Below are 21,736 nucleotides of genomic sequence, written 5' to 3' on the forward strand. Positions count from 1 at the left end.
CCTTGTCGCGCATCCACACGCCGACCACAAACGAGATTGGCAAACTAGAGAAGTGATCGTCGTCGTCTGCCCCGGTCAGGGCTCCCAAACTCCCGGTTTTCTCGAGCCGTGGCTCGCAGAGCCGGACTTCGCCGAAGGTCTGCGTTCCCTCTCGGATGCCGCCGGCATCGATCTCGTCGCCCACGGCACCACGAGCGATGCCGACACCATCCGCGACACCACTGTGGCTCAACCGCTCATCGTCGCGGCAGGACTCCTCACCCTCCGGGCACTCCTCGCCGGCGGTCGCCGTGAACGCATCGGCGGCATCGCCGGCCACTCCGTCGGCGAGATCACCGCCGCAGCCGGCGCGGGCATTCTGAGTGACGACGACGCCATCCACTTCGTCCGCGAACGCGGGGCGGCGATGGCGCAGGCCGCCGCCCACGAGTCGACAGGAATGAGCGCAGTGCTCGGCGGCGGGGAGGCCGAGCTGCTCGCTCGCCTCGACGAACTCGGACTCGAACCGGCCAACTACAACGGCGGCGGGCAGCTCGTCGTCGCGGGGGCGCTCGACGCTCTCGCCGCCCTGAAAGACGAACCACCGGCTGGCGCCCGGGTGCTTCCCCTGCAGGTCGCCGGTGCATTCCATACCCGCTATATGAAGCCGGCCGTCGATCGTCTCGCCGCCGTGGCCTCCGGGCTCTCCCCCACCGATCCGACCCTGCCGATCTGGACCAACCACGACGGAGGGATCGTGGCATCCGGAGAGCGTTTCGTCGACCTCCTCGTCGGCCAGGTGTCGTCGCCCGTGCGCTGGGACCTCTGCATGAGGTCCTTCGCGGATGGCGGAGTGACCGGCATCATCGAGGTCGCGCCTGCCGGCGCGCTCGTCGGTCTCGCAAAACGGGGACTCTCAGGCGTTCCAGCAGTCGCGATCAAGACCCCGGACGATCTTCCGGCAGCCCTCGAACTCATCGATCAGCAGGCCGAGGCCGCGCCCCCCACGACAGGAAGCTCAGAATGACACGCCCAACCCTGCAGCAGTCGCACGGCCCGGCATACACCCGCATCTACGCGGTCGGTGCTGCACGCGGCGAGAACGCCGTGCCGAACGAGGATCTCATCGGACCGATCGACTCCTCCGACGAATGGATTCAACAGCGCACCGGCATCGTGACCCGAACGCGCGCAGGCCGGGACGTGCTCGCTGTCGACCTGGCGACGGCCGCCGCCCGCGAGGCCATCGCACGTTCGGGGATAGTCCCGGAGCTCATCGACGCCGTCATCATCGCCACCATCAGCAACTCGCAGCAGACGCCGTCGATGGCTGCGGTCGTCGCCGACCGGGTCGGGGCCAATCCGGCCGCCGCCTACGACATGAACGCCGCCTGCGCGGGCTATGCCTACGCGATCGCACAGGCTGACGCCCTCATCCGCACCGGCGTCGCACACTACGCCCTCGTAGTCGGCGCCGAGAAGCTCTCGGACATCGTCGATCCCACCGACCGCAGCATCTCCTTCCTGCTCGGCGACGGTGCCGGAGCCGTCATCATCGGCCCGAGCGATTTTCCAGGCATCTCGCGCACCGTGTGGGGATCGGACGGCTCGAAGGCCGACGCCGTCGGCATGAACGCGACGCTCATCGAATACAGTCGCGGTGAGGCGCCCTGGCCGACGCTCCGCCAGGAGGGCCAGACGGTGTTCCGCTGGGCCGTCTGGGACATGGCAAAGGTCGCCAAAGAGGCTCTGGACGCTGCGGGCATCACCCCGGAGGATCTCGCCGCGTTCATTCCGCACCAAGCCAATATGCGCATCATCGACGAGTTCGCCAAGCAGCTCAAGTTGCCCGAGTCCGTCGCCATCGCGCGCGACATCGCCACGACCGGCAACACCTCCGCCGCATCCATCCCGCTGGCCACCCATCGTCTGCTCGAAGAGAACCCCGGGTTGAGCGGCGGACTCGCGCTGCAGATCGGCTTCGGCGCCGGGCTGGTTTTCGGAGCCCAGGTGGTCGTACTTCCCTGAGAAATCCTGCCGTCCCCCTAAACTAAGTGACGGTCAAACGAAATACCCCAAGGAGATAACAATGGCATTGTCCACCGAAGAAGTTCTTGCCGGCCTGGCCGAACTCATCAACGACGAGACCGGCATTGCAACCGACACGGTTGAGCTGGACAAGTCGTTCACTGACGACCTCGACATCGACTCCATCTCGATGATGACCATCGTCGTCAACGCCGAGGAGAAGTTCGACGTCAAGATTCCCGATGAAGAGGTCAAGAACCTCAAGACCGTCGGCGACGCCGTCGAGTTCATCGTCAAGGCCCAGGGCTAGGTAGTACCGGGACAAGCGGGCCGGCCTGCCTTTCGCCGCCGACCGGCCCGCTTGATCGGGCGCGTCTGCCTATCCCCTCGTTCCTCGGAGAGTTTGCCGTTATGACCAAGAAAATCGTTATCACCGGGATCGGCGCGACATCGCCGCTCGGCGGAACCGCCGCGGACAGCTGGTCCGCGTTGCTCGCAGGCGAGTCCGGTTCCAGCACCCTCGACTACCCGTGGGTCGAGGAGACCCAGCTACCCGTCACCTTCGCCGCACAGGCCAGGGTCAAGCCGACCGACGTGCTGCCACGCCATGAGACCAAGCGCTTCGACCCCTCTAGCCAGTTCGCGCTCATCGCCGGTCGTGAGGCCTGGGCGGATGCAGGATCCCCCGAGGTGGAGCCCGAGCGCCTCGCCGTGGACTGGTCGACCGGGATCGGAGGTGTATGGACCCTGCTCGACGCCTGGGACACCCTGCGCGAACGCGGGCCACGACGTGTCCTGCCGATGACCGTTCCCATGCTCATGCCGAACGGCCCAGGAGCGGCCATCGGCATGGACCTTCACGCTCGTGCCGGCATCCGCACGATCGTCTCGGCCTGCGCGTCGAGCACGGAGGCCCTCGTCAACGCCTACGACCACCTCCGGCAGGGGCTCGCGGATGTCGTAATCGCCGGAGGCTCTGAGGCCGCCATCCACCCGCTCCCCATCGCCTCCTTCGCGGCTATGCAGGCGCTCTCCAAACGCAACGACGACCCAGCGACGGCGAGCCGCCCCTATGATGTCTCCCGCGACGGCTTCGTGCTCGGCGAGGGTGCTGCTGCGCTCGTCGTCGAGACAGAGGCGCACGCCAAGGCCCGTGGGGCGCGCATCTACGCCGAACTTCTTGGCGGCTCGGTCACAAGCGACGCCTACCACATCACCGCACCGGACCCGGAAGGTACTGCCGCTGCGCGCGCTATGATCGCCGCCGTTCGCGGCGCCGACGCCGCACTCGCCGACGTCGCCCACATCAACGCTCACGCCACGAGCACCCCGGTCGGTGACATCGCAGAGTACAACGCGCTCCGTCGCGTCTTCGGCGACCTGCTCGAAGGCATCCCCGTCTCGGCGACGAAGGGCTCAACAGGTCACCTCCTCGGTGGCGCCGGGGCGATCGAGGCGATGTTCACGGTCAAGGCGCTCTTTGAGAGGGTCGCTCCCCCGACGATCAACCTCGTCGATCAGGACCCCGAGATTCCCCTCGATGTCGTGCGGTCGCCGCGCTCGCTCGGAGCGGGCGATCTGCTCGCGATCAGCAACTCCTTCGGCTTCGGCGGGCACAACGCTGTCGTCGCATTTCGCAACGTCTGAGCCTCGGCCAGGCAGAGGCAGAACGCAGAAGGACCCCGACCGGTAAGCCACCGGTCGGGGTCTTTTCCTGTGGACGGTTCAGGATGTTTCGTTTACGCGCCGCCGGGAAATCACCAACTCACGCGCATCACGCCACTCTTCCTGAACCGAGGCTCCCCGTTCTCCTCCCGTCTCAGCCGACCTTGTGCAGCCAGACGACGGATGAGAAGTCGCTCGCGTGGCGGAACGCCTCGAGTTCGTCGTCCCAAGCCTGTCCGAGCGCGAGACGAAGCTCGCGATGGAGCTCGATAGCGCTGGCGCCACCGACCTCCATCGCGTAGCGGATGCGATCCTCGGGAATCACGACGTTGCCCGCGGTGTCGGTCTGGGCATAGAAGATGCCGAGATCGGGGGTATGCAGCCACCGGCCGCCGTCGGTGCCGAGCCCGGCGTCCTCGGTCACCTCGTAACGCAGATGCTCCCAGCCACGCAGAGCCGAGGCGATACGCGCTCCTGTGCCGCGTTCGCCTTCCCAGTAGAACTCGGTGCGTTGTGCACCCTTGAGCACAGGCTGATCGGCCCAGCTGAAATTCACAGCATGGCCGAGGGCACGCCCTGCCGCCCACTCGACATGAGGGCATAAGGCCTTCGGCGACGAGTGGACATAAATGACTCCCCGTGCAGTCGGTGCCTGACGGGCTGTCGGTTCCGTCATGGTTTTCTCCGTTCGTGTGAGGTGCGTCTTCCCCAACGACCTCGAACCGGATGCCACGACGTGCTATGAAATTGGTCGACATTGCTGTCGTTACGTGAATTATGCCGCACGCCGAGTCCGAATTACAACCGTGTGATCATGAATCCGCTCCCGGCGTGTCGCGACGGCACACAGCGCATAAATCTCTATTCTCGGTATGTATTTAGTGATACGACGATCAGAATCGGGGGCGGATCACGATGTCGGTGCGCAGCGGAATCCTGGCGATCCTCACCATCGGGCCGGCTTACGGGTTCCAACTCCATGGAGAACTCGATGCCCGCACCCTCGGGCGCCGCTCCGTCAACGTCGGGCAGGTCTACGCCACCCTGGAACGACTGACCAGGGGCGGATCGGTGGAACCGGCCGGAACCACCGACGACGGCCTTCCGCTCTACCGGCTGACGGAACAGGGCGAGCGCGAGGCCTCCGAGTGGCTGGGCTCCACGATCGCTTCGCCGGGTGAGGAATGGTCGGAGATGCTGGATCGGGTACTCATCGCGGTCAGCCTGCCATCCTACGATGCGGGCGCCGTGGTAAGGGAATACCGCGAGCACTGGGCACTTGAGGCATCCCGAACCGCCGAGTTCACGGCGGACCTCGCGGCGACGGCGGCCTCGGCACTGGCCGCAGCCGCCCTCGGCTGGCTGGATGCCGTCGAGGAGAGGCTCGCCATGCCGCCGCAGCTGGCTCACGGCTTCGACGCGCAGCGCCCGAAACGTGGCCGTCGCCCCGCCGCGTAGCAACGCAGGCTAACGCGGCCGTCGCGACAGCCGCCTAGTGCAGGAGTCCGCCCCGCCTGTTGAGCACGTTCTTCTCTCCTGCCTCGATCCGGAAGTCGAATCGGTTCTGCGCCGGCGGGATCGGGCAATTGAAGTTGTAGCTGAAACCGCACGGCGGGATGTGGGCCCGGTTGAAGTCGAGGAGCACGGTGCCGTCCGCTCGGGGAACCACGCGCAGGAACCGCCCGACGCCGTACGTGGTGTCTCCGTTGGTGGCGTCTCCGAACACGAGCAGAAGCGAGTCATCGTCCTGAAAGGCTGCGACGGAGCGCTCGGCGCCGTCGTGGCTGAACTCGATGGTGCCGGGGAGCGCCTTCGAACGAGTGCGCCCGTCGTCTCCGAGGTGGGCGATGTCGACGCTTCCCCCGCTGGCGATCGGGGTGAAACGCGCCTCGACAACCCACTCAGGATCGTAGGGGAAGGCGTCGATGCCCCCGAAGTCCTGGATCGCCTCGGAGGCGGCATCCCAGATCCGCAGAGCGTAGTCGCCCCGCTCGCCACCGATGACGGAGCCCGTGACGGTGTCGCCGAAGCGGAGCTCCGACGGCGTCACCGCATCATGCCCGCCGACGATGACGTCCCCGTCGACGATCGCGTCGTCGACCAGGATGCCGTCGGAGGCCGCAGCCGTGACTTTGAGCCCCGATTCGCCCGCGGGAAGCGGAGACCACAGTCCAGGGACGCCCCACACCGGCTGAGCCGAGCCAGGATCGCCGGTGATCCACTGCGTGTTGACGAGGGCGAGGTGTCCCTGCGGGCGAGTCACCGCTTCTGCGCGCCGTTCACGGAAAGCCGCGTAGCGCTCCTCGGCTGCGGTGGTCGGAATCGTGTCGCTCATGGTGTCCAATCGCCTAGGTTCTCACAGTCAACCAGAACGACCTCCGGATTATTGCGCGCATGCGCCGCCGCGGCGGGCGCAGGGAGGACTCCGAACGGGTCACTTCGCGTCAGCATAGCTGTCGACGATCGCCACCCCGAGAGGAAAGTCCACGGGAAACTCGCCGAACAGAAGCCGGCCCGCCGCATTCGCCGACTCGACCACCGCTTCGGCGACGGCGTCGGCGAACTCGGTCGGGGTATGCACGATCACCTCGTCGTGCAAGAAGAACACGAGGTGGGGAACCCGCGCGAAGACGGGCCCTGATGCGTTCGCCGCAGAGCCGCCCGTGGATCCCAGCGCGGTCAGAGCCTTGCGCAACTCGCCCATCCAGCACAAAGCCCATTCCGCTGCACTCCCCTGCACAACGAAGTTTCGGGTGAACCGACCCCAGTCACGCGCTTGACTGCGGGCTTTGGCTTCTTCCGACCCTGACGCCCCCGGCTGTGACGCGCGCGACTGAACCTCCTGCCAGCGCCCGCCCGGTCGCGGCGACGACCGTCCGAGCCGTGTGCTGACGCTCTCGCCCCGCTCACCGGCCCGGGCCGCGGCCTCGACGAGGTGGATGGCCCTCGGATAGGCCCGCGCAAGCCGCGGCAGCAGACGACCGCTCTCCCCCGTCGTCGCGCCGTACATCGCACCGAGCATGGCGACCTTGGCGTGGTCACGGGTCTCGACGACGCCGCTCGCGACGATGCCGGCATAGAGGTCGGTGCCGCGGCCGGCCGCAGCCATCACAGTGTCCGCAGCCATTCCCGCGAGCACCCGCGGCTCGAGCTGGGCGGCATCCGCGACCACGAGCTTCCAACCGGGATCCGGCCTGACCGCCGCCCGCACCTGCTTAGGCAGTTGCAGGGCACCGCCACCGCTCGTCGCCCAGCGCCCCGTCACGACCCCACCGGGAACGTAATCGGGATGGAAACGCCCATCGACGATCCAGGCGTCCATCCACGCCCAGCCGTTTGCGCTGAGCAGTCGCGACAGCTTCTTGTATTCGAGGAGCGGCTCGATCACAGGATGCTCGATCTCGCGCAGTTCCCATGCCCTGGTCGAAGCGACCATGAGCCCCGTGCGGGTGAGAGAGCGCAGGAGATCCTGTTGGGAATCGGGATTGACGCGCGGATCGTCGAGGGCACCCCGGATGAGGGCGACGAGCTCCTCGAGTCGGCGGGGCCTGGTTCCGTGCAGAACCCGAGGGCCGAGCAACTCCGCAAGCAATTCGTCGTGCACGTCGCTGCGCCACGGCAGACCGGCGCGACGCATCTCGGCGGCGGTGAGCGCCCCGACCGATTCCGCGGCGAGCAGGAGCCGTAGGCGCCCCGAATCCGCGCTCTCGGCCAGGGCCGCACGTTGTCTACCGAACTCCTCCAGACTGTCGTCGACGGCCTGTTCCTCAGTGCCCGAGAGATCGAAGAGGGTCGAGTGCCGTGGTGGCACAGTGTCCGCGACGATCGGCGCATCCCAACGGCTGGGCTCCGCGCGGGCGAAGGACGTGGCTGCGGTGAGTTCGGAGTGGCGCAGGATGGAGTGGCAGAGCCGCAGGTCGTGGCACCGTTGCACACGCACCCCGGCATCCAGAAGTCTCGCGTACCAGCGTGCTGTGTCGTCCCACACCCAGCGTGGCGCCTCGGTCTCGCGTTCAGCTACGAAAGCGGCGAAATCAGCCTCCGCCATCGTCGTCACGACGCCCTCGGACTCGAAACAGAGGCTGTCGTCACCGAATTCAGTGATCGTCACGGTTGTCGACGACGACCGAGCGACGATGATATACACGCCCCTATTCTCCCGCCAGCCGCCGACAGGCGGGTTACTGCTTGACTGCTGGTAGTTTGCTGAACGATCTCTTCAGAGGGCCCTCCATCCGTACCATGGTCACCATGGCCCTGGTCGGTGTGTGCGAAGACGACCCGCTCATTCGTCGCGCACTCGACGAGGCGCTGCGTCGGAACGATCATTCGGTCGTGCTCGCGCACAACGGAGTCGAGGCGATCTCGCTCTTCGGCGAAGAGCGACGGCTCGACGCGATCATCCTCGACATCGGCCTGCCTGATTCCGACGGGCGGGACGTGTGCCAGGCACTGCGCGCGGGCGGGCAATTCGCCCCGGTGCTCTTCCTCACCGCTCGGGGAGCGTTGAACGATCTCGTCACGGGTTTTCACGCCGGGGGCGACGACTACCTTACAAAACCCTTCGCCCTGGCGGAGGTGCTCGTGCGAGTCGATGCCTTGTCGCGGCGCCGACGTCCGCTCCCTGAGCAGAGCTCGAAGCTGCGGCTCGACCCGCAGCGACTCTCCGTCCGCCTCGGCGACGCGGAGGTCGGATTGACCCCGACGGAGTTCCGCGTGCTGGCTGCACTCACCGCTCACCCTGGTTCGATCGTGCGACGACGCGATGTCGTCTCGACAGCCTGGCCTCACGGGGCGCAGGTCCATGAGAACACCATCGACTCCTATGTGCGACGCGTGCGCGCCAAGCTCCAGCAGCTCGAGTCGGCGTCGGTGATAGAAACCGTGCGCGGAGTCGGGTACGTGCTCCGGTGACGGTGCGTCGCACACTCCGCGCGATGTCTGTGCGTCGTCGCATCGTCCTGGCAACGGCCATCATCACGACGATCGGCATGGGGATGCTCGTCGCACTCCTGGCGATCGTGCTCGACGCAGTCGTCGACGACGAGATCGACGGCGCGTTGAGGGATCGATCCGCGGCCGTCATCGCGACGGTCGAACCCGATGGCGGCTCCCTGCTGGTCCGTGAGACACCGGACGCCGCGCTCGACAAACTCGCGTGGATCTACGATTCGTCCGGAAGCCTTAAGGAGGGTCCCGAGACATCCGGCCCGTTGACCGGAACCGCCGATTCGCTCGGTACAGTCGAGCAGACGACGGTCGTCGAGATCGACGATTGGCGCCTGCGCGCCGAGCCCATCGTTCTCGACGGCACACGGCTCGGCACCGTCGTCGTCGGAGTCGCCCTGGTCCCTTACCGCACGACAGTGGGATACGCCATCGCCGGCAGCGCCGGTCTTGGACTCCTTGTGTCGCTCGGGATGAGTCTGCTTGCGGCGTGGACGGTCGGGCGCGCGCTAGCGCCGGTGGCCGTGATGGCGCGGCGGGCCGAAGAGTGGAGCGAAGACGAACTCGACAAGCGATTCGAACTGGGCGACGGCGGCGACGAGATCACGCAACTCGGTCGGGTGCTCGACAGGCTGCTCGAACGGGTATCGCGAACGATTCTGGCTGAGCAGCGGCTCACCGCCGAGCTCGCACACGAACTGCGTACCCCGCTTACCGTGATCCGTGCTGAAGCGGAACTCGCGGGAGCCGACAAACGGATGGGTGCACAGGGTCACAAGCGATTCGAGCGGATCGCAGTATCCGCCGAGCAGATGTCAGACTCGATCACTACTCTGCTATCGCTCGCGCGCGGATCCTTCCTCCAGGAGGACGCGGTCGCCGTTGAACGGGTCTTCGAACAACTGTCTGCCCTTCCGATGAATCTGAATCGGCGATGCGAACTCGTCTTCGATCCGGGCGGCACACTGTTCTTCGCCGTGCCTGAGAACGTGGCGATTCGCGCGCTCTCACCCGTCCTCGAGAACGCGCTGCGCTACGCGACCTCGCGGATCGACGTGACGGCCCGGCCGAACGGCGAGAATATCGAGGTCCGGATCGTCGATGACGGCGCGGGGATCTCCGTCGACCCTGCTCAGCTCTTCGCGCCCGGATATCGCGATCCCGGAAGCCCCGGAGCCGGTCTTGGACTCTCATTGGCCCGCCGCCTCGCGCGGGCGGCGGGTGGCGACGTCGAGCTGATCGCCGAGGCCGATGAGACGGCGTTCGTGATCATCCTTCCGCGAGCGACGCGCCGTCGCGGAGAGCTACCGGCCGCGACGTCTTCCTGACGGCATGCGCTCGTCGCTCGATGACCGTGAAGGATGCCACGACGACGACGATGACGGTGAGAAACACCGCGCTGGTTCCGATGGTCCCAAGGCCGAGACCGCCATTGCGCTGCGACTGCGACAGGTAGTCGCCCAGTGACGCGCCCAACGGTCGGGTGAGGATGTAGGCGAGCCAGAATGAGACGACGCCGTTCATCCTGAACACGTAGTGCGCGATCGCGACGAGCACGATCATCCCCGCGAACACGAGACCGGCTACAGAGTATCCGAGATCGAGACCTTCGGCCAGAAAATCGCCGGCAGCCGTGCCGAGCGCGAAGGTGAACAGGATCGCAAGCCAGTAGAACGTCTCGCGCCGCGTGGTCACGATCGTATGGATCGACAGTGTGCGCTCTGCCGCGAACCAGGCGATGAACGTCGCTCCGAGCGCCACGGCGAACAGGATCGTCGCGGTGAGCAGGGGGACGCCCAGGTGATCGACGAGGTTGTCGGTGAAGAGGGTGCCGACGATGCTCACCAGCACCACGGTGAACCAGTAGGCGGACGGCACATATCGTCGTGTGCGGAACTGGATGACGAGCGCTACCAGCAGAATGCCCGTCATCACCCAGGTGGTGATCGTCAGCCCCCAGTGAAGACTCGACGAGAGCAGGTCGGCCCCTGTCTCGCCGACCGTGGTCGAGAGGATCTTGACGATCCAGAAGAAGATGGTGACCTGAGGAACCTTGTTCAGCATGCGCGCCGTCACGTCTGCGCGTGCGGTTCGACGCTCCGATTCTGACGGCTGCATCGGTGCCGAGGTGGGAGCCGGACGTGTGTTCTCGTGCGGAATAGTCATGCCCCGAGCCTGCCCCGTTGAAGCTGCACGCCACATGACTACGTGATCGAGACCGTATCGACGGGAACACTGCGACGCGGCTCGTCCACCGGAGCTGGCGGAGGCGCCTTCCCCCGATCCCGAGCACGAGCCATCGCGTGCGGTCGATCCACCCGCCAGGACCCGGGCTGGCGACACATAGGATCGGACCATGGCGAAGGTATCACCGGGCGAACCGGGCACCGGGCACGTGGTGCACCTGTTGTCGACATTCGGCTTCCCGCCGACACCACCGGAGACGCTGCGCTTCGAGCGGCGCATGGGCTCCATCGGTCGCGTGCTGATGGCACTGGTGCTCACGGTCGGAACCGCACTCTTCGCCGGGTCCCTGTACATCCTATGGACGGAAGAGACACCCGGCTGGTGGTTCGATCTCCTCTTCTCGCTGATGCTGATCGGTCTGCCCGTTGCGCTGTGGGTGGCCTACTTCGCTGCGATACGCGAGGCCGATGAGGAGATCCGGATGCAGGAGCAATGGGCCGTGGCCCGTGCCGAAGCCAGGCTGATCCACGGTCACGTCATGAGTCGGGACGTGCGGGTGGCCGAGGACGGCACGGTCAACTCGTTCATCCTCACTCTCGGCCTCGCAGACGCATCGCGACTCGTGGCGAAGTGGCGCCCGCCTCGCGAATCGCCGAGGTACATCCTTCAGACGCAGGTGCCGAGTGTCGGCGCCGAAGCACACGTATGGCTCCTCGGCGAGGCAACCCCGGACCGCCCGCTGGTCGCGGAGGTCGTCGACCCCAGCGTCGTCTCACCGAGCAGCTAGGGCCACAGCAGGTTGTCGCCGGGACGAATGTGGGTGCGTCGGCTCTGGCACCAGGCACACGCTCGCTTTCACGTGCGAACCGCGCGAGACCAGCCGTCACCCGAGCCGCGACCCGTGGATCGGCCGAGTCAGCCAGCTGGCTGCCCCGGGTCGAGTTCGCGCGCGAGCCGGAGTGCAAGCGTGGTTCGATCGCGTGCTTCGAGCTTGCGGAGCAGCACCGATACGGTGTTCTTGACGGTGCCGTGCGCGAGGACGAGGCGTTCGGCGATCTCCACGTTCGGCAGTCCGAGCGCAACGAGTTCTGCGACGGCGCGTTCCGCTGTGGAGAGTTGCGGCAGTGCGGGTTCGGGTGCTGGGGGCTGCACTGCCGCTCGGGCAACGCGAGGGTCGATGACGAGGCCGCCGCGCATGACCTGCCTGATCGCCTCGCCAAGCGCATCGGTCGACACATCCTTGAGCAGGAATCCCGCCGCACCCGCGTCGAGCATGGAGCGGACGAGTATGGCGTCATCGAAGGTCGTGAGTACGAGCACGGGCAGGCCGGGGTGGCTTCTCGCGCAGCGTTCGACCAACGCCAAACCGTCGAGCACTGGCATTCTGGCATCGGCGAGCACGACATCGGGTGCCACGTCGGGAATCATCGCAAGCGCGCGCATGCCATGCTCTGCCTCGCCGACGATCTCAATTCCTTCCTCCGTCTCCAGCAGCATGCGCAGTCCGCGGCGCAGCAGCTCTTGGTCGTCGACGATGAGCACACGTACGACACTCACGCCATGATCAGCGCTCCCGATTCACTGGGCAGCGAGATCCGCATCAGGAAGCCGTGCGGCGTGGGGCGTGCATCGAGCGAGCCGCCGAGGGTCTCGGCACGCGCGCGTAGGGAGCGCAGACCGAATCCCTCGCCGCCGGGCGGGGCGGGTCGTATGCCCAGATCCTCGATCGACGCTTCGACCCCCGTAGGGTGTGCGCGTACGTGGAGCTCGACGTGACTCGCGTCAGCGTGCCTGACGACGTTCGTGAGCCCCTCTTGCACGAACCGCACGAGCAGCAGCGAATGCTCGCGCGAGAGCTCCCTGGCCCCGTCGACCGTCACCCGGATGTCGAGCCCGGTCGAACGGAAGGCATCGGCGATCGCGGCAAACGCGTCGGTGCCGCGCATGGCGCCGAGCTCGACGGGATGCATCGCGCGCACGAGTCTGCGCATGTTGTCGAGCGCGTCGCTCACGATCGTGCGCGCACGGGCGAGCTCCAGCCATGCGCGCTCGGGGTCGCGATCGCGCACGCGTCCGGCGAACTCGAGCGAGAGCCCGACGGCGGTAAGCCGGTGCCCGAGTCCGTCGTGAAGCTCGCGAGCTGCCCGCTCGCGCTCCTGAGCGAGCGCGAGATCCTGCTCGGAGCCTTGCCTGCGCTGCAGTTCCATATTCGCGTGCGCGAGGCTCGCGAGCGTCGCCTCGCGCTCAGCGCTCAGGCGCTCGCGTTCACGTTCGACGCGCTCGCCATCGTGGAGCACGAGCGCGAAGGCGGCCCCAAAGCCTGCAAGCACCGCGGTGCTGACGGTCTCGATCGTGATCGTCTCCCATGAGCTGCCGGTCACGGCGTGCAGCACGATGACCATGAGACACAGCACTGTCGTGTAGTAGAGCGCCACAAGACCGTTGAAGGTTCGTGCGAGCACGAGACACGCCACCCAGACGGTACCGAACGCCAGCGGCCCGTCGCTAACGACCAGGCTACCGACCGCGCACAGCGCGAACGCAACAGCCGTTACACGCTCGAGCCGCGGCACACGCCGCCATATGATCCACACGGCGACGGATGCCACGATCACGCTCAGCAGTATCCATGTGATCCACACAGGCCGCACGTCGGCAGACTGCAGCATGACGAACGCCGGGCCAGCGAGCCCGATCCCCGCGGCCCAGTCCAGGAGCGCCGTACGGCGGGAAGAAGGCGGAGGCATAGCCCCCAGTGTAGGGATCCTGGGGGCGCACAGACATGACCCAGGTCATGTCCGCTGCCGTCCTCGCATGACGTGGGTCATGGCAGCCAGTGACCCCGGCAGGCGGCGCCACACCGAGAAGGCACCGTAACGTACCGCGTATGGACACCGTCGACACGCAACCGGAAACCCACCCCGAGACCCTGTCCACCGGCCCAAGGCTCGGACTCGGCCCACTCGGCATCACCGTGCGCATCGTGGTCGCAATCGTGATTCTGCTCGGGGCAAACCTCGTCGTCGTTGGTCTCTCCGCACTGCTCGCGCTCGTGCCAGGAAACCTGCTGTCAGAGGCAACACCCACCTCGCTCACAGTGTTCGTACTCATGCAGGCGTGCATGCCCGCGATCGTCGTGCTCGCCGGCTGGGCCTGGATGCGACTCGTCGAGCGCCGCGGCATCCGCGATGCGGGCTGGCGGTGGACCGCAAGCTCAGCCGGGTGGCTGCTGCTCGCGATCATCGTCGCAGGCGGACTCGTCATCGCCGCGGTCGCGATGCTGCCCTCGACGGGACCCGTCGCAGGCACCGCCAACCACGGCTCCTCGGCACCCATCGCCTTCAGCCTTATCGCGCTCGTCTCCCAGTCGTTTCTGCTCCAGGCGATCCCCGAGGAACTGTTGTTCCGCGGCTGGCTACTCTCGACGCTTCGGGCCCGACCGATCCTGGCGATCACCGTGACGACGCTCTCGTTCACCGTCGTCCATCTCGCCTCAAACGGCGGCCAAGAGACGCTCGCCGAGCGGCTGCTCTACCTCGCACCGCCATTCGGGTTCTCACTGCTCGCCGTCGGCATGCTGCTGTGGACCGGATCACTCTGGTCAGCAGTGGGCGTGCATGGCGGCCTCCACCTCGGCAACACCGCCGCAACAGTTCTCCTCCCAGAGGTCGACGCGGCACTCTCCTGGGTCGTGATCGGCGCTCTCCACACCGCCGTAGGCGCTGCGCTCATAATCTCGGCACTCCGACACCATCGGGTCATCCTCAAGCCGTGAGCGCAACACCCGCGATCGACACCGGCGGCGCGGCGACGATCCTCGTCATCTCGGCAGGTCTCTCTGGCGGGCTGCGTCTGGACACCGATTCACCGGCGTCGGGAAGCATCCGACCGTGTGGAGCGCCCGCCAGACTCGCCCCGACCCGGTCTCGCAGGAGGCACCCGACGGGTCCGGGCTCCCGCTCGTGGAATCGCGGGAATACGACCGTTCGAGCGTCTGTGCGGGCATGGTCAGTCAGTGCGGGCTTGTGGTCAGTGGTGTCGATTCAGAAACCGCACGACCGCGCTGTTGAACTCGTCGGGCTCCTGCTCGGGGGATAGTGAGCGGACCGTTCGAGCACAACGCCGGTGACATCGCTGGCGAGGGTGAGCAGCCCGTTCGAGACGGCGGTGCCATAGCGCAGCGTCCGCCGATCGCGAGCACCGGTGTAACGATAGGGTTCGAGGCGAACAGACGGACATCACCAATGTCGGCATCGCGGGTGCGGTAGTAAGCCAACCCCGCCTCCAGGAAGCCCGGGGTGTCATAGGCGGCAAGATAGGACTGCTCGGTCGCGGCATCCAGTCCAGCTGGTCCAGCGCTCTGCCGCAGGAAGGTGCCGTAATAGGCCGGCTCTCGCCCGGGGACAAGAGCTTCGGCGAGCCCCGGTGCGCGGTTGAACGGGCCGTGCCATGCGGGGTAATGGTCATGACCGGGTTCGGTGATGTCGACGTCGATGCCGGGGAGGATCTCCTCCACCACCACGACGGCGCTCACCGATGCGGGGGCGAGCGCGGCGATCAGGTATCCGACGGTCCCTCCCCAGTCGTGGCCCACGATCGCGAACCGCGTGACGCCCCTGTCCGTCAGCTGAGCGAGCACGCGCCGCGCGAGGCCGTCTTCCGGTCGTCATGACTGCGGGATCGGGCGCAGTGCCGAGCCCGGAAAGAGTGACCGGGATCGGCGTCGCCCCGGCGCTCGATCCCTCTACGACGGCGATCGCTTTCTGCAGCACAACGCCTTCCGTGCACCCGGTGCGGCGCGCAAGGAAGAGTTCGCCGCGATGCCGTTCAAGGTCGACTACTTCGTCGAGCGCTACGCGGCCATGCGGCGCGGAGTGCAGCCGCATCCGTACCACATCGACGAGACCACATGCGAAGAGCTCCTGTCTATGGACTTCGTGTTTCTCGCAGCCGATGGTGGTCGGACCAAGAAGCTGTTTGGCTTCTACGCTGACCTCGAGCAGGAGCACTACTCGGCGTACACGATCGACGGCAACCACTTGCTGAACGAGGACCAGCCCGAATGACCCGCCGGAACTCCGTCACCTTCGAGTTCGTCGACTACATCCCCGAGCAGCTCGAGGATGGCGTCGTGTATATGGCACCAGAGTTCGGCGCGGTCATGCATCTCTATTGCGACGGGTGTGGCGAGCGAGTCTCAACGCCGCTTCACCCAGGGCAATGGACGCTGACGTTCGACGGCGAGACGATCTCGCTCAGCCCGTCGATTGGCAACTGGGAGCTCCCGTGCAAGTCGCACTACTTCATCCGGCGCAACCGCGTCGTCTGGGCAGGTGAGTGGTCGGACGAGCGAGCGGCTCAGGGCGTGCGCGATGACCGCGACGCCGTTGTTACGCAGCCAGAGAGCGCTCCGAACGCGCTCAGCGCTGCATGGTCGCGACTTCGCGCCTGGGTGCACGCCCTCACGAAGTAGACCCGCACCTGCCCGCTGTCTGGGAGAGGGCAGAGGTCGAGTAGCCGAATCAGAGGGCACGCGCAGTTCTCGGCCCCAGCCAAAGCGCCAAACGGCGGGGCAGTTACACAACGTCGGACGGGCTGACTATCGTGGACAACATGACCCCTGCCGCCGCCTCCGCAGCCCCGGACGGTGCACCCCAAAGCGGCAATTCGGGCTACGCGGAGGCGGCCGTCGGGCTGGCCTCCTGGTGGCAAACCAAGGTGGCTCAGGCCGGCCTCGAAGCGGTTGCTGGCGACTTGCTGGCTGACCTGGAAGCGAGGCCCCCGGCACAACTGTCGACCTCGGACCACACCCCATCCACGACCGATCCCTGGGCGCTCGGAACAGCCTACGTCGGCTCGCTCGATCTTCACGAGCGCGCTCAGCATGGCCGTCACTACACGCCGAGGGATCTCGCGGAGCATCTCTGGAAGATGACGCGAGCAGCGATGGGGTTCGGTGTCGATGACCACCGGCTCCCTGGGCTCCTTCGCGACCCGGCTGTCGGCGGCGGCGCGCTTTTGATAGCGCCCCTCCGGGAGCACCTCCGCGCGAGCGCCAATGTGGACCCATCACTGGTACTCAGCTCGCTACCCAACTTGATCGAGGGTATCGACAACGATCCGTGGGCGGTCTACCTCGCGAATGTTGTACTTGCGGCTGAGATGCTGCCGACCTGGGCACGCATTCCGTCCGCTCGCCGCCGTCCGCTGCCCGAGCTGGTGCGGGTGGGAGACGGGCTGGATCCGGATCTCTCTCCCGCCCACTCGTGGATCATGAATCCCCCGTATGGGCGCCAAACGCTCACTCCCGAGCGCCGAGCTCAGTTTGCCGACACGCTCTTCGGCCATGCGAATCTGTACGGCCTATTCATGGCATCGGCGTTGGACAGGACTGCACCTGACGGCGCGATCGGTGCGCTTGTGCCTACGTCATTCTCGGCCGGGCTGTACTTCCATCGGCTCCGCGAGCGACTCAGCGAGAAGGCCCCGCTGCGCAGCATGATGTTCGTCCATGACCGCGACGGCGTGTTCGGCGGTGTCCTACAAGAGACTTGCCTCGCTGTGTTCACCCCCAAGCGTGCACGCCGGACCACCATCACTCGGATCAACGGGCATGTGACCGATGTCGTCAAGGTGCCGTCGCCGCGTACGAGCGAACCGTGGCTTCTCCCACGAGAATCGCGCGACGCCGCTACGGCAGCTGCGGCGTCGTCCCTGCCGCTGACGCTGAGGGACTGCGGATGGCAGGCCTCCACTGGACCACTCGTCTGGAACCGACGCCGCGACGACCTTTTTGCTCGGAAAGCTAAGAACCGCGCGCGCGTCATTTGGGCGGTCGACATGCAAGACGGAGAGATCCACCGAGCTCGGGCGCGCGACTCGCTCCGCTATCTAACGCTGTCGGCCAAGAACGACGAATCCGTGATGCTTCTCCGCACGCCTGCTGTTCTTGTGCAGCGCACTACCGCCCCTGAGCAGGAGCGGCGATTGATCGTCGCGACACTCAACGAGTCGGAGCTCACGGCAAATGGCGGCTATGTCGTCATCGAGAACCACATCAACGTGCTACGCCCCAACACAGCGGCGCCGAGTCTCACGCTTTCGACGCTCGCACGCGTCCTTGCGTCGCCGACCTTTGACCGACTGATGCGGTGCATCTCTGGCTCCGTCGCCGTGAGCGCCTATGAGCTCGAAGCCCTCCCTCTGCCGGACCACGATGTGCTGCGAGCCTGGAACGATCTCGACGGGACCGAGTTGGATGCCGCCATCGAGTCTGCCTACCGGATAGCTTTGACGTCATGACGATCTATCTGCCAGTCGTAGGTGTTCAAGACTGCGCAGATCGACTCGAGATGATCTTTCCTCGGGCAGCATTCGACACCGTTCTCAGCAACCCGCTAGCCGCAGCCAGCATCGCGGCCATGATCTACCTCGGTGCTGTCTGGGATGACGAGCTCGAGTCAAGCGAGCAGCGCTGGGTCCGGCCGTCCATGGTCATGTGGCTCAACGACTCCGACCTCACACACGGGTCGGAAGCAGAACGCGGCGACTGGTATGCAGCTGCATCCCGCAGCAAGAAAAAGGTCGAAGAACTCGTCCAGAGCCGCGGCGAAGACTTCCGGCAGCGATATGCTGACAACACCCGCGAGACCCTTCGAGATGAGGCTCACGAGCTGGCCGAGCACTCCGCGGCGGGACGGGTTCAACGCAGCCCCGTTATCACTAAGCAAACGCTGCGGAACACCGTGCGCCGCGATCCCTTTGGAAACGACAGCGATGGCGCCTTCGGAGGTTTCGCCCCAGGCCACGTGGGAGGCGATCGCCAGCCTTGAGTGGTCATCGATGAGCTGGAAGATCACACATTTGCGACCACCGGTGAGCACGTATTCGGTCGCGTCGAGTTGCCAGCACGCGTTCGGCGCGGGATAGACGAACCGCCGATACAAGGCCCGAGGTTTCTTCCTCGGCTCCACCCTGACCACTCCCTGATCACGGAAGATCCGTGACAGCGACGCCGTCGACGGCGCGGCCATCCCGAGTGAAAGCATCTTCTCGTGAACGCTGATCGGGCCGTGGTCCAAGCCGGAGCGCTCCAGCACCGCCCGAACCCCGACCGCCTGCTCAACGATGTCCTCCGTGACCTGCGACAGGCTTCGCCTCGGCCGCCGCGACCGCGGCTCCAACGCCGCCGCCGGCCCATCAATCAGCGCGCGTTTCCGGATCGCATAGAAGCTCTCCCGCGAGATGTTGTGCTCCGCGCAGAACGTCGTCACCGCACCCCGAGGCGCATCGGAAGGCCACTGGACGATAGCAAGACGGACACGCGGATCAACAGGCTCGACACGGCTCATCCCTCAAAGATCGAGCCCGAAGTGCCAGAACCAAACCACCCCGAAGGGTCAGAGATCCATTGATGCAGTTTCGTCAGAGATGTCCTGATACATCACATAACAAACGGCGACCCTATCAAGGGTCGCCATTGCCTGTATTTATATGGTTTGTAGGGCGTGCGGGACTTGAACCCGCGACCGGCGGATTATGAGTCCGCTGCTCTAACCGGCTGAGCTAACGCCCCGTGCTCCCGCTTACTCCGGCGAGGCCGCGGGTGCTACGTCGATGATCGGGTCGATCACCGGCTCACCACGATACAGGCTCTCGAAGGTCGAGAGCGTGCGCTGGATGTCATGAGCCCCGATGAGGCGCAGTGAAGCGCGTTTCATGGCCTCGAGCTCCGACGGCGCCATCTCCAGCACAGTGCGGAGCTTGACCGCCATGTCTCGCGGATTGCTCGGCTCGAACAGCAATCCGTTGTCACCATCGTGCACGAGGTGCGGCAGCGCCATCGCATCGGCCGCCACCACGGGAAGAGCCGAGGCCATGGCCTCCATGGTCGCGATGCTCTGCAGTTCGGCGATCGACGGCATCGCGAACACCGTCGCGCGCGAGTAGGCGGTGCGCAGCTTCTCATCCGTCACGTAACCGTCGAAGATGACACGATCGGCGATGCCGAGCGTCTCGGCGAGATGCTGCAGATTGCGCATCTGGTCGCCGCCGCCCACGATCTCGAGCTTCGCGTCGAGTTCGGCCGGCAGCAACGCTATCGCCTTGAGGAGCACATCGATCTGCTTCTCACCGGTCACCCGTCCGACGAAGAGAACGCGGTTCTCGGCACGCGGCTCGAAGTTCGGAGAGTAGTTGTGCGCATCGATCCCGCACGAGATCGCACGAACGCCGTTGAGTCCCGTGAACTTCTCGAGGAACTGCGCCGCGCGCTGCGTCGGCGTGGTCACCGCCTCGGCTCGGTCGAAGGTGCGCCGGGCCGCACGCCACGCCATCCGGATCGCACGCTCCTGCACCCCCTTCGGCAGCAGGGTGAACTCGAGCATGTTCTCGGGCATGAAGTGGTTGGTGCCGATGATGCGGATACCGCGCTTCGCGGCCTCGATCGACAGCCCACGCCCCACGATGATGTGTGATTGGAAATGCACGACATCGGGCTTCACCTCGTCGAGGATGCGGGCGCAGTTCTGCTTAATCCGCCATGGGATGGCGAACCGCAACCAGTCATGCGGATACCAGCGCCAGCTATAAAGCCGATGCGCGGTCATCGCCTGGCCTTCGTGCTCCTCGATCCACGTGCCGTGCCTGCGCGAGGCGGCCGGCGCCACGACGTGCACATCGTGGCCACGGGCGACGAGTCCCGCGGCGAGGCGCTCGGCGAAACGGGCCGCACCATTCACGTTCGGAGCGAAGGTGTCGGCCCCGATGAGCACGCGCAACGGCCTCTGCGCCGTCTGCGTGCCATCCGCGGGTGCGGCGATATGCGATCCAGGCGTATCAGTCAAGTGGAATGATCCCTACAGTGCTGGGCCGGGAAGATTCATCCGGCAAGAAATTCGAGGTCCGCCTTCGGGCGGAATCAGCTAGGAGCCTATTCTAAACCGCCCATGCTACGCGATCCATTGTGACGCGGCGAGCCTCAAAAAGGCGCGGTCGTCAATTCTGCGTCTGCGGATGGTACTTCGCGAGCATGAAGACGCCCGAGATGGCCATGACCCCCGCGACAGCGAACCCCACATCAGCCCACCACGGAGCCTGGGAAGCCTCCTTGAGCACGAAGATTCCGATCCCCACCGCGACGAGCGGATCGACGACGGTGAGCCCGGCGATGACGAGGTCGGGCGGACCCGATGAGTAGGCGTTCTGCACGAAGTAGGCGCCAAGACCTGCGGCGAGCAGCAGGGCGACCACGCAAACCAGAGTGAGCCACTCGAAATTCGAGTGCTGGATGCGGTTGATGATGACCTTTGCGAGGGTCGCGACGAAACCGTAGAGAACGCCCGCGCCGATGATATAGAACAGCGCCTTGAACTTCGTGCGCAAAAAGACGAACGCGAGTGCGAAGGCGACGAGCACGAACGCGAGGATGATCAGGATCGTGATCAGGTCATCACCGGTCACGGGCTTGTCGACCGCCGTGAACGCGGCGATCGTCACGAAGAGGCCGACACCTCCGACGCACAAGCAGATGGCGATGACAGATCTGCGGTTGAGCTTGACCCCGCTCACCCTCGCGTTGACGATCGAGGTCATCACGAGGGCGACCGCCCCGAGCGGCTGCACGACGATGATCGGTGCGAGGGCGAGGCTCGACAGTTGCAGCACGATCGCGAACCCGAGCATGAGCGTGCCCAAGACCCAAGAAGGTCGCGCGAGCAACAGGAGCAGCTGCCGAACGTTGAGTCCCGCACCATTGGTGTCCTGAGTGTTGCGTTCGACCTTTGCGACTCCCCGGTGCTGGAACTGCGCGCCGAGCGAGAGAAAGACGGCGCCGAAGAGCGCGAGGAAGATACCGAACACCTGTCGGGGGTCGCGGGTGAACTCCACAAGATCCGTCAGTTCGAGGTCCACCCAAAGACCCTAACCTGCG

Annotated in this window: 21 protein-coding genes, 1 tRNA gene and 1 pseudogene; 12 read left to right on the forward strand and 11 right to left on the reverse strand. The window is 65.9% G+C overall.

The genetic code is table 11. The features are described from left to right. Positions 1 to 52: 52 nt before the first annotated feature. The 4 genes from ACFQB0_RS06430 (at position 53) to ACFQB0_RS06445 (ending at position 3,654) form a co-directional block, all read left to right on the forward strand. The gene (locus ACFQB0_RS06430; RefSeq protein ID WP_386728965.1) at positions 53 to 1,006 is read left to right on the forward strand and encodes an ACP S-malonyltransferase; all 954 of its coding nucleotides are present in this window, start codon (positions 53 to 55) and stop codon (positions 1,004 to 1,006) included. After that, positions 1,003 to 2,007, forward strand: coding sequence for a beta-ketoacyl-ACP synthase III (locus ACFQB0_RS06435; protein WP_386728967.1), 1,005 nt, complete (start codon positions 1,003 to 1,005; stop codon positions 2,005 to 2,007). The genes ACFQB0_RS06430 and ACFQB0_RS06435 overlap by 4 nt, the downstream gene beginning before the upstream one ends. A gap of 61 nt (positions 2,008 to 2,068) precedes the next feature. Then, positions 2,069 to 2,317 carry an acyl carrier protein gene (locus ACFQB0_RS06440; protein ID WP_386728969.1) on the forward strand — a complete coding sequence of 83 codons (249 nt, stop codon included), beginning with the start codon at positions 2,069 to 2,071 and terminating at the stop codon, positions 2,315 to 2,317. 101 nt (positions 2,318 to 2,418) lie between these two features. Next, complete coding sequence (locus ACFQB0_RS06445; RefSeq protein ID WP_386728971.1) at positions 2,419 to 3,654, forward strand: beta-ketoacyl-[acyl-carrier-protein] synthase family protein; 1,236 nt, start codon at positions 2,419 to 2,421, stop codon at positions 3,652 to 3,654. A 172-nt stretch (positions 3,655 to 3,826) separates the two neighbouring features. On the opposite strand, the gene ACFQB0_RS06450 is transcribed toward ACFQB0_RS06445, so the two are convergent. After that, complete coding sequence (locus ACFQB0_RS06450; RefSeq protein ID WP_386728973.1) at positions 3,827 to 4,348, reverse strand: DUF3145 domain-containing protein; 522 nt, start codon at positions 4,346 to 4,348, stop codon at positions 3,827 to 3,829. Positions 4,349 to 4,587: 239 nt separating this feature from the next. Here ACFQB0_RS06450 and ACFQB0_RS06455 point away from each other — a divergent pair, with 239 nt between their 5' ends. Further along, positions 4,588 to 5,130 carry a PadR family transcriptional regulator gene (locus ACFQB0_RS06455; RefSeq protein ID WP_386728975.1) on the forward strand — a complete coding sequence of 181 codons (543 nt, stop codon included), beginning with the start codon at positions 4,588 to 4,590 and terminating at the stop codon, positions 5,128 to 5,130. Between the two features lie 34 nt (positions 5,131 to 5,164). Here ACFQB0_RS06455 and ACFQB0_RS06460 read toward each other — a convergent pair whose 3' ends face one another. After that, complete coding sequence (locus tag ACFQB0_RS06460; protein WP_386728977.1) at positions 5,165 to 6,007, reverse strand: DUF1684 domain-containing protein; 843 nt, start codon at positions 6,005 to 6,007, stop codon at positions 5,165 to 5,167. 99 nt (positions 6,008 to 6,106) lie between these two features. After that, positions 6,107 to 7,819 carry a bifunctional 3'-5' exonuclease/DNA polymerase gene (locus ACFQB0_RS06465; protein ID WP_386728979.1) on the reverse strand — a complete coding sequence of 571 codons (1,713 nt, stop codon included), beginning with the start codon at positions 7,817 to 7,819 and terminating at the stop codon, positions 6,107 to 6,109. 104 nt (positions 7,820 to 7,923) lie between these two features. Here ACFQB0_RS06465 and ACFQB0_RS06470 point away from each other — a divergent pair, with 104 nt between their 5' ends. Then, the gene (locus tag ACFQB0_RS06470) at positions 7,924 to 8,586 is read left to right on the forward strand and encodes a response regulator transcription factor (RefSeq protein WP_386728982.1); all 663 of its coding nucleotides are present in this window, start codon (positions 7,924 to 7,926) and stop codon (positions 8,584 to 8,586) included. Between the two features lie 23 nt (positions 8,587 to 8,609). Further along, entirely contained in the window at positions 8,610 to 9,947 is a 1,338-nt protein-coding gene (locus ACFQB0_RS06475; RefSeq protein ID WP_386728985.1) for a sensor histidine kinase, read from the forward strand. On the opposite strand, the gene ACFQB0_RS06480 is transcribed toward ACFQB0_RS06475, so the two are convergent. Further along, complete coding sequence (locus ACFQB0_RS06480; protein ID WP_386728987.1) at positions 9,889 to 10,785, reverse strand: COG4705 family protein; 897 nt, start codon at positions 10,783 to 10,785, stop codon at positions 9,889 to 9,891. The two genes, ACFQB0_RS06475 and ACFQB0_RS06480, sit on opposite strands and share 59 nt — an antisense overlap. 190 nt (positions 10,786 to 10,975) lie before the next feature. Here ACFQB0_RS06480 and ACFQB0_RS06485 point away from each other — a divergent pair, with 190 nt between their 5' ends. Further along, the gene (locus ACFQB0_RS06485) at positions 10,976 to 11,593 is read left to right on the forward strand and encodes a hypothetical protein (RefSeq protein WP_386728990.1); all 618 of its coding nucleotides are present in this window, start codon (positions 10,976 to 10,978) and stop codon (positions 11,591 to 11,593) included. A gap of 128 nt (positions 11,594 to 11,721) precedes the next feature. Here ACFQB0_RS06485 and ACFQB0_RS06490 read toward each other — a convergent pair whose 3' ends face one another. After that, positions 11,722 to 12,363 carry a response regulator gene (locus ACFQB0_RS06490; protein WP_386728992.1) on the reverse strand — a complete coding sequence of 214 codons (642 nt, stop codon included), beginning with the start codon at positions 12,361 to 12,363 and terminating at the stop codon, positions 11,722 to 11,724. Next, positions 12,360 to 13,553 (reverse strand): sensor histidine kinase, encoded by a 1,194-nt coding sequence (locus ACFQB0_RS06495; RefSeq protein WP_386728994.1) that lies wholly within the window; start codon positions 13,551 to 13,553, stop codon positions 12,360 to 12,362. The genes ACFQB0_RS06490 and ACFQB0_RS06495 overlap by 4 nt, the downstream gene beginning before the upstream one ends. A 140-nt stretch (positions 13,554 to 13,693) precedes the next feature. Here ACFQB0_RS06495 and ACFQB0_RS06500 point away from each other — a divergent pair, with 140 nt between their 5' ends. Further along, a complete protein-coding gene (locus tag ACFQB0_RS06500; RefSeq protein WP_386728996.1) occupies positions 13,694 to 14,581 on the forward strand; it encodes a CPBP family intramembrane glutamic endopeptidase in 888 nt (295 codons plus the stop codon). 237 nt (positions 14,582 to 14,818) lie between these two features. On the opposite strand, the gene ACFQB0_RS06505 is transcribed toward ACFQB0_RS06500, so the two are convergent. Next, entirely contained in the window at positions 14,819 to 15,445 is a 627-nt protein-coding gene (locus ACFQB0_RS06505; protein WP_386728998.1) for an alpha/beta fold hydrolase, read from the reverse strand. A gap of 181 nt (positions 15,446 to 15,626) precedes the next feature. Here ACFQB0_RS06505 and ACFQB0_RS06510 point away from each other — a divergent pair, with 181 nt between their 5' ends. The 3 genes from ACFQB0_RS06510 (at position 15,627) to ACFQB0_RS06520 (ending at position 18,108) form a co-directional block, all read left to right on the forward strand. Then, positions 15,627 to 15,872 carry a hypothetical protein gene (locus tag ACFQB0_RS06510; protein WP_386729001.1) on the forward strand — a complete coding sequence of 82 codons (246 nt, stop codon included), beginning with the start codon at positions 15,627 to 15,629 and terminating at the stop codon, positions 15,870 to 15,872. Continuing rightward, on the forward strand, positions 15,869 to 16,279 hold the full coding sequence (locus tag ACFQB0_RS06515; protein ID WP_386729004.1) for a DUF6527 family protein: 411 nt from the start codon (positions 15,869 to 15,871) through the stop codon (positions 16,277 to 16,279). Before ACFQB0_RS06510 ends, ACFQB0_RS06515 begins: the two co-directional genes overlap by 4 nt. A 140-nt stretch (positions 16,280 to 16,419) precedes the next feature. Next, positions 16,420 to 18,108, forward strand: a complete 1,689-nt coding sequence (locus ACFQB0_RS06520; RefSeq protein WP_386729006.1) for an Eco57I restriction-modification methylase domain-containing protein — start codon at positions 16,420 to 16,422, stop codon at positions 18,106 to 18,108. Between the two features lie 323 nt (positions 18,109 to 18,431). Here ACFQB0_RS06520 and ACFQB0_RS06525 read toward each other — a convergent pair. The 4 genes and pseudogenes from ACFQB0_RS06525 to ACFQB0_RS06540 form a co-directional block, all read right to left on the reverse strand. Beyond that, positions 18,432 to 19,157: pseudogene (locus ACFQB0_RS06525) on the reverse strand (DDE-type integrase/transposase/recombinase); the annotation flags it as partial. 150 nt (positions 19,158 to 19,307) lie between these two features. Then, positions 19,308 to 19,381, reverse strand: a tRNA-Ile gene (locus ACFQB0_RS06530). 10 nt (positions 19,382 to 19,391) lie between these two features. Then, the gene (locus tag ACFQB0_RS06535) at positions 19,392 to 20,651 is read right to left on the reverse strand and encodes a glycosyltransferase (RefSeq protein ID WP_386729008.1); all 1,260 of its coding nucleotides are present in this window, start codon (positions 20,649 to 20,651) and stop codon (positions 19,392 to 19,394) included. Between the two features lie 151 nt (positions 20,652 to 20,802). Next, positions 20,803 to 21,717, reverse strand: coding sequence for a DMT family transporter (locus ACFQB0_RS06540; RefSeq protein ID WP_386729011.1), 915 nt, complete (start codon positions 21,715 to 21,717; stop codon positions 20,803 to 20,805). Positions 21,718 to 21,736: the final 19 nt, after the last annotated feature.

This window comes from Luethyella okanaganae (genome assembly GCF_042660285.1).
Taxonomy (GTDB): domain Bacteria; phylum Actinomycetota; class Actinomycetes; order Actinomycetales; family Microbacteriaceae; genus Luethyella; species Luethyella okanaganae.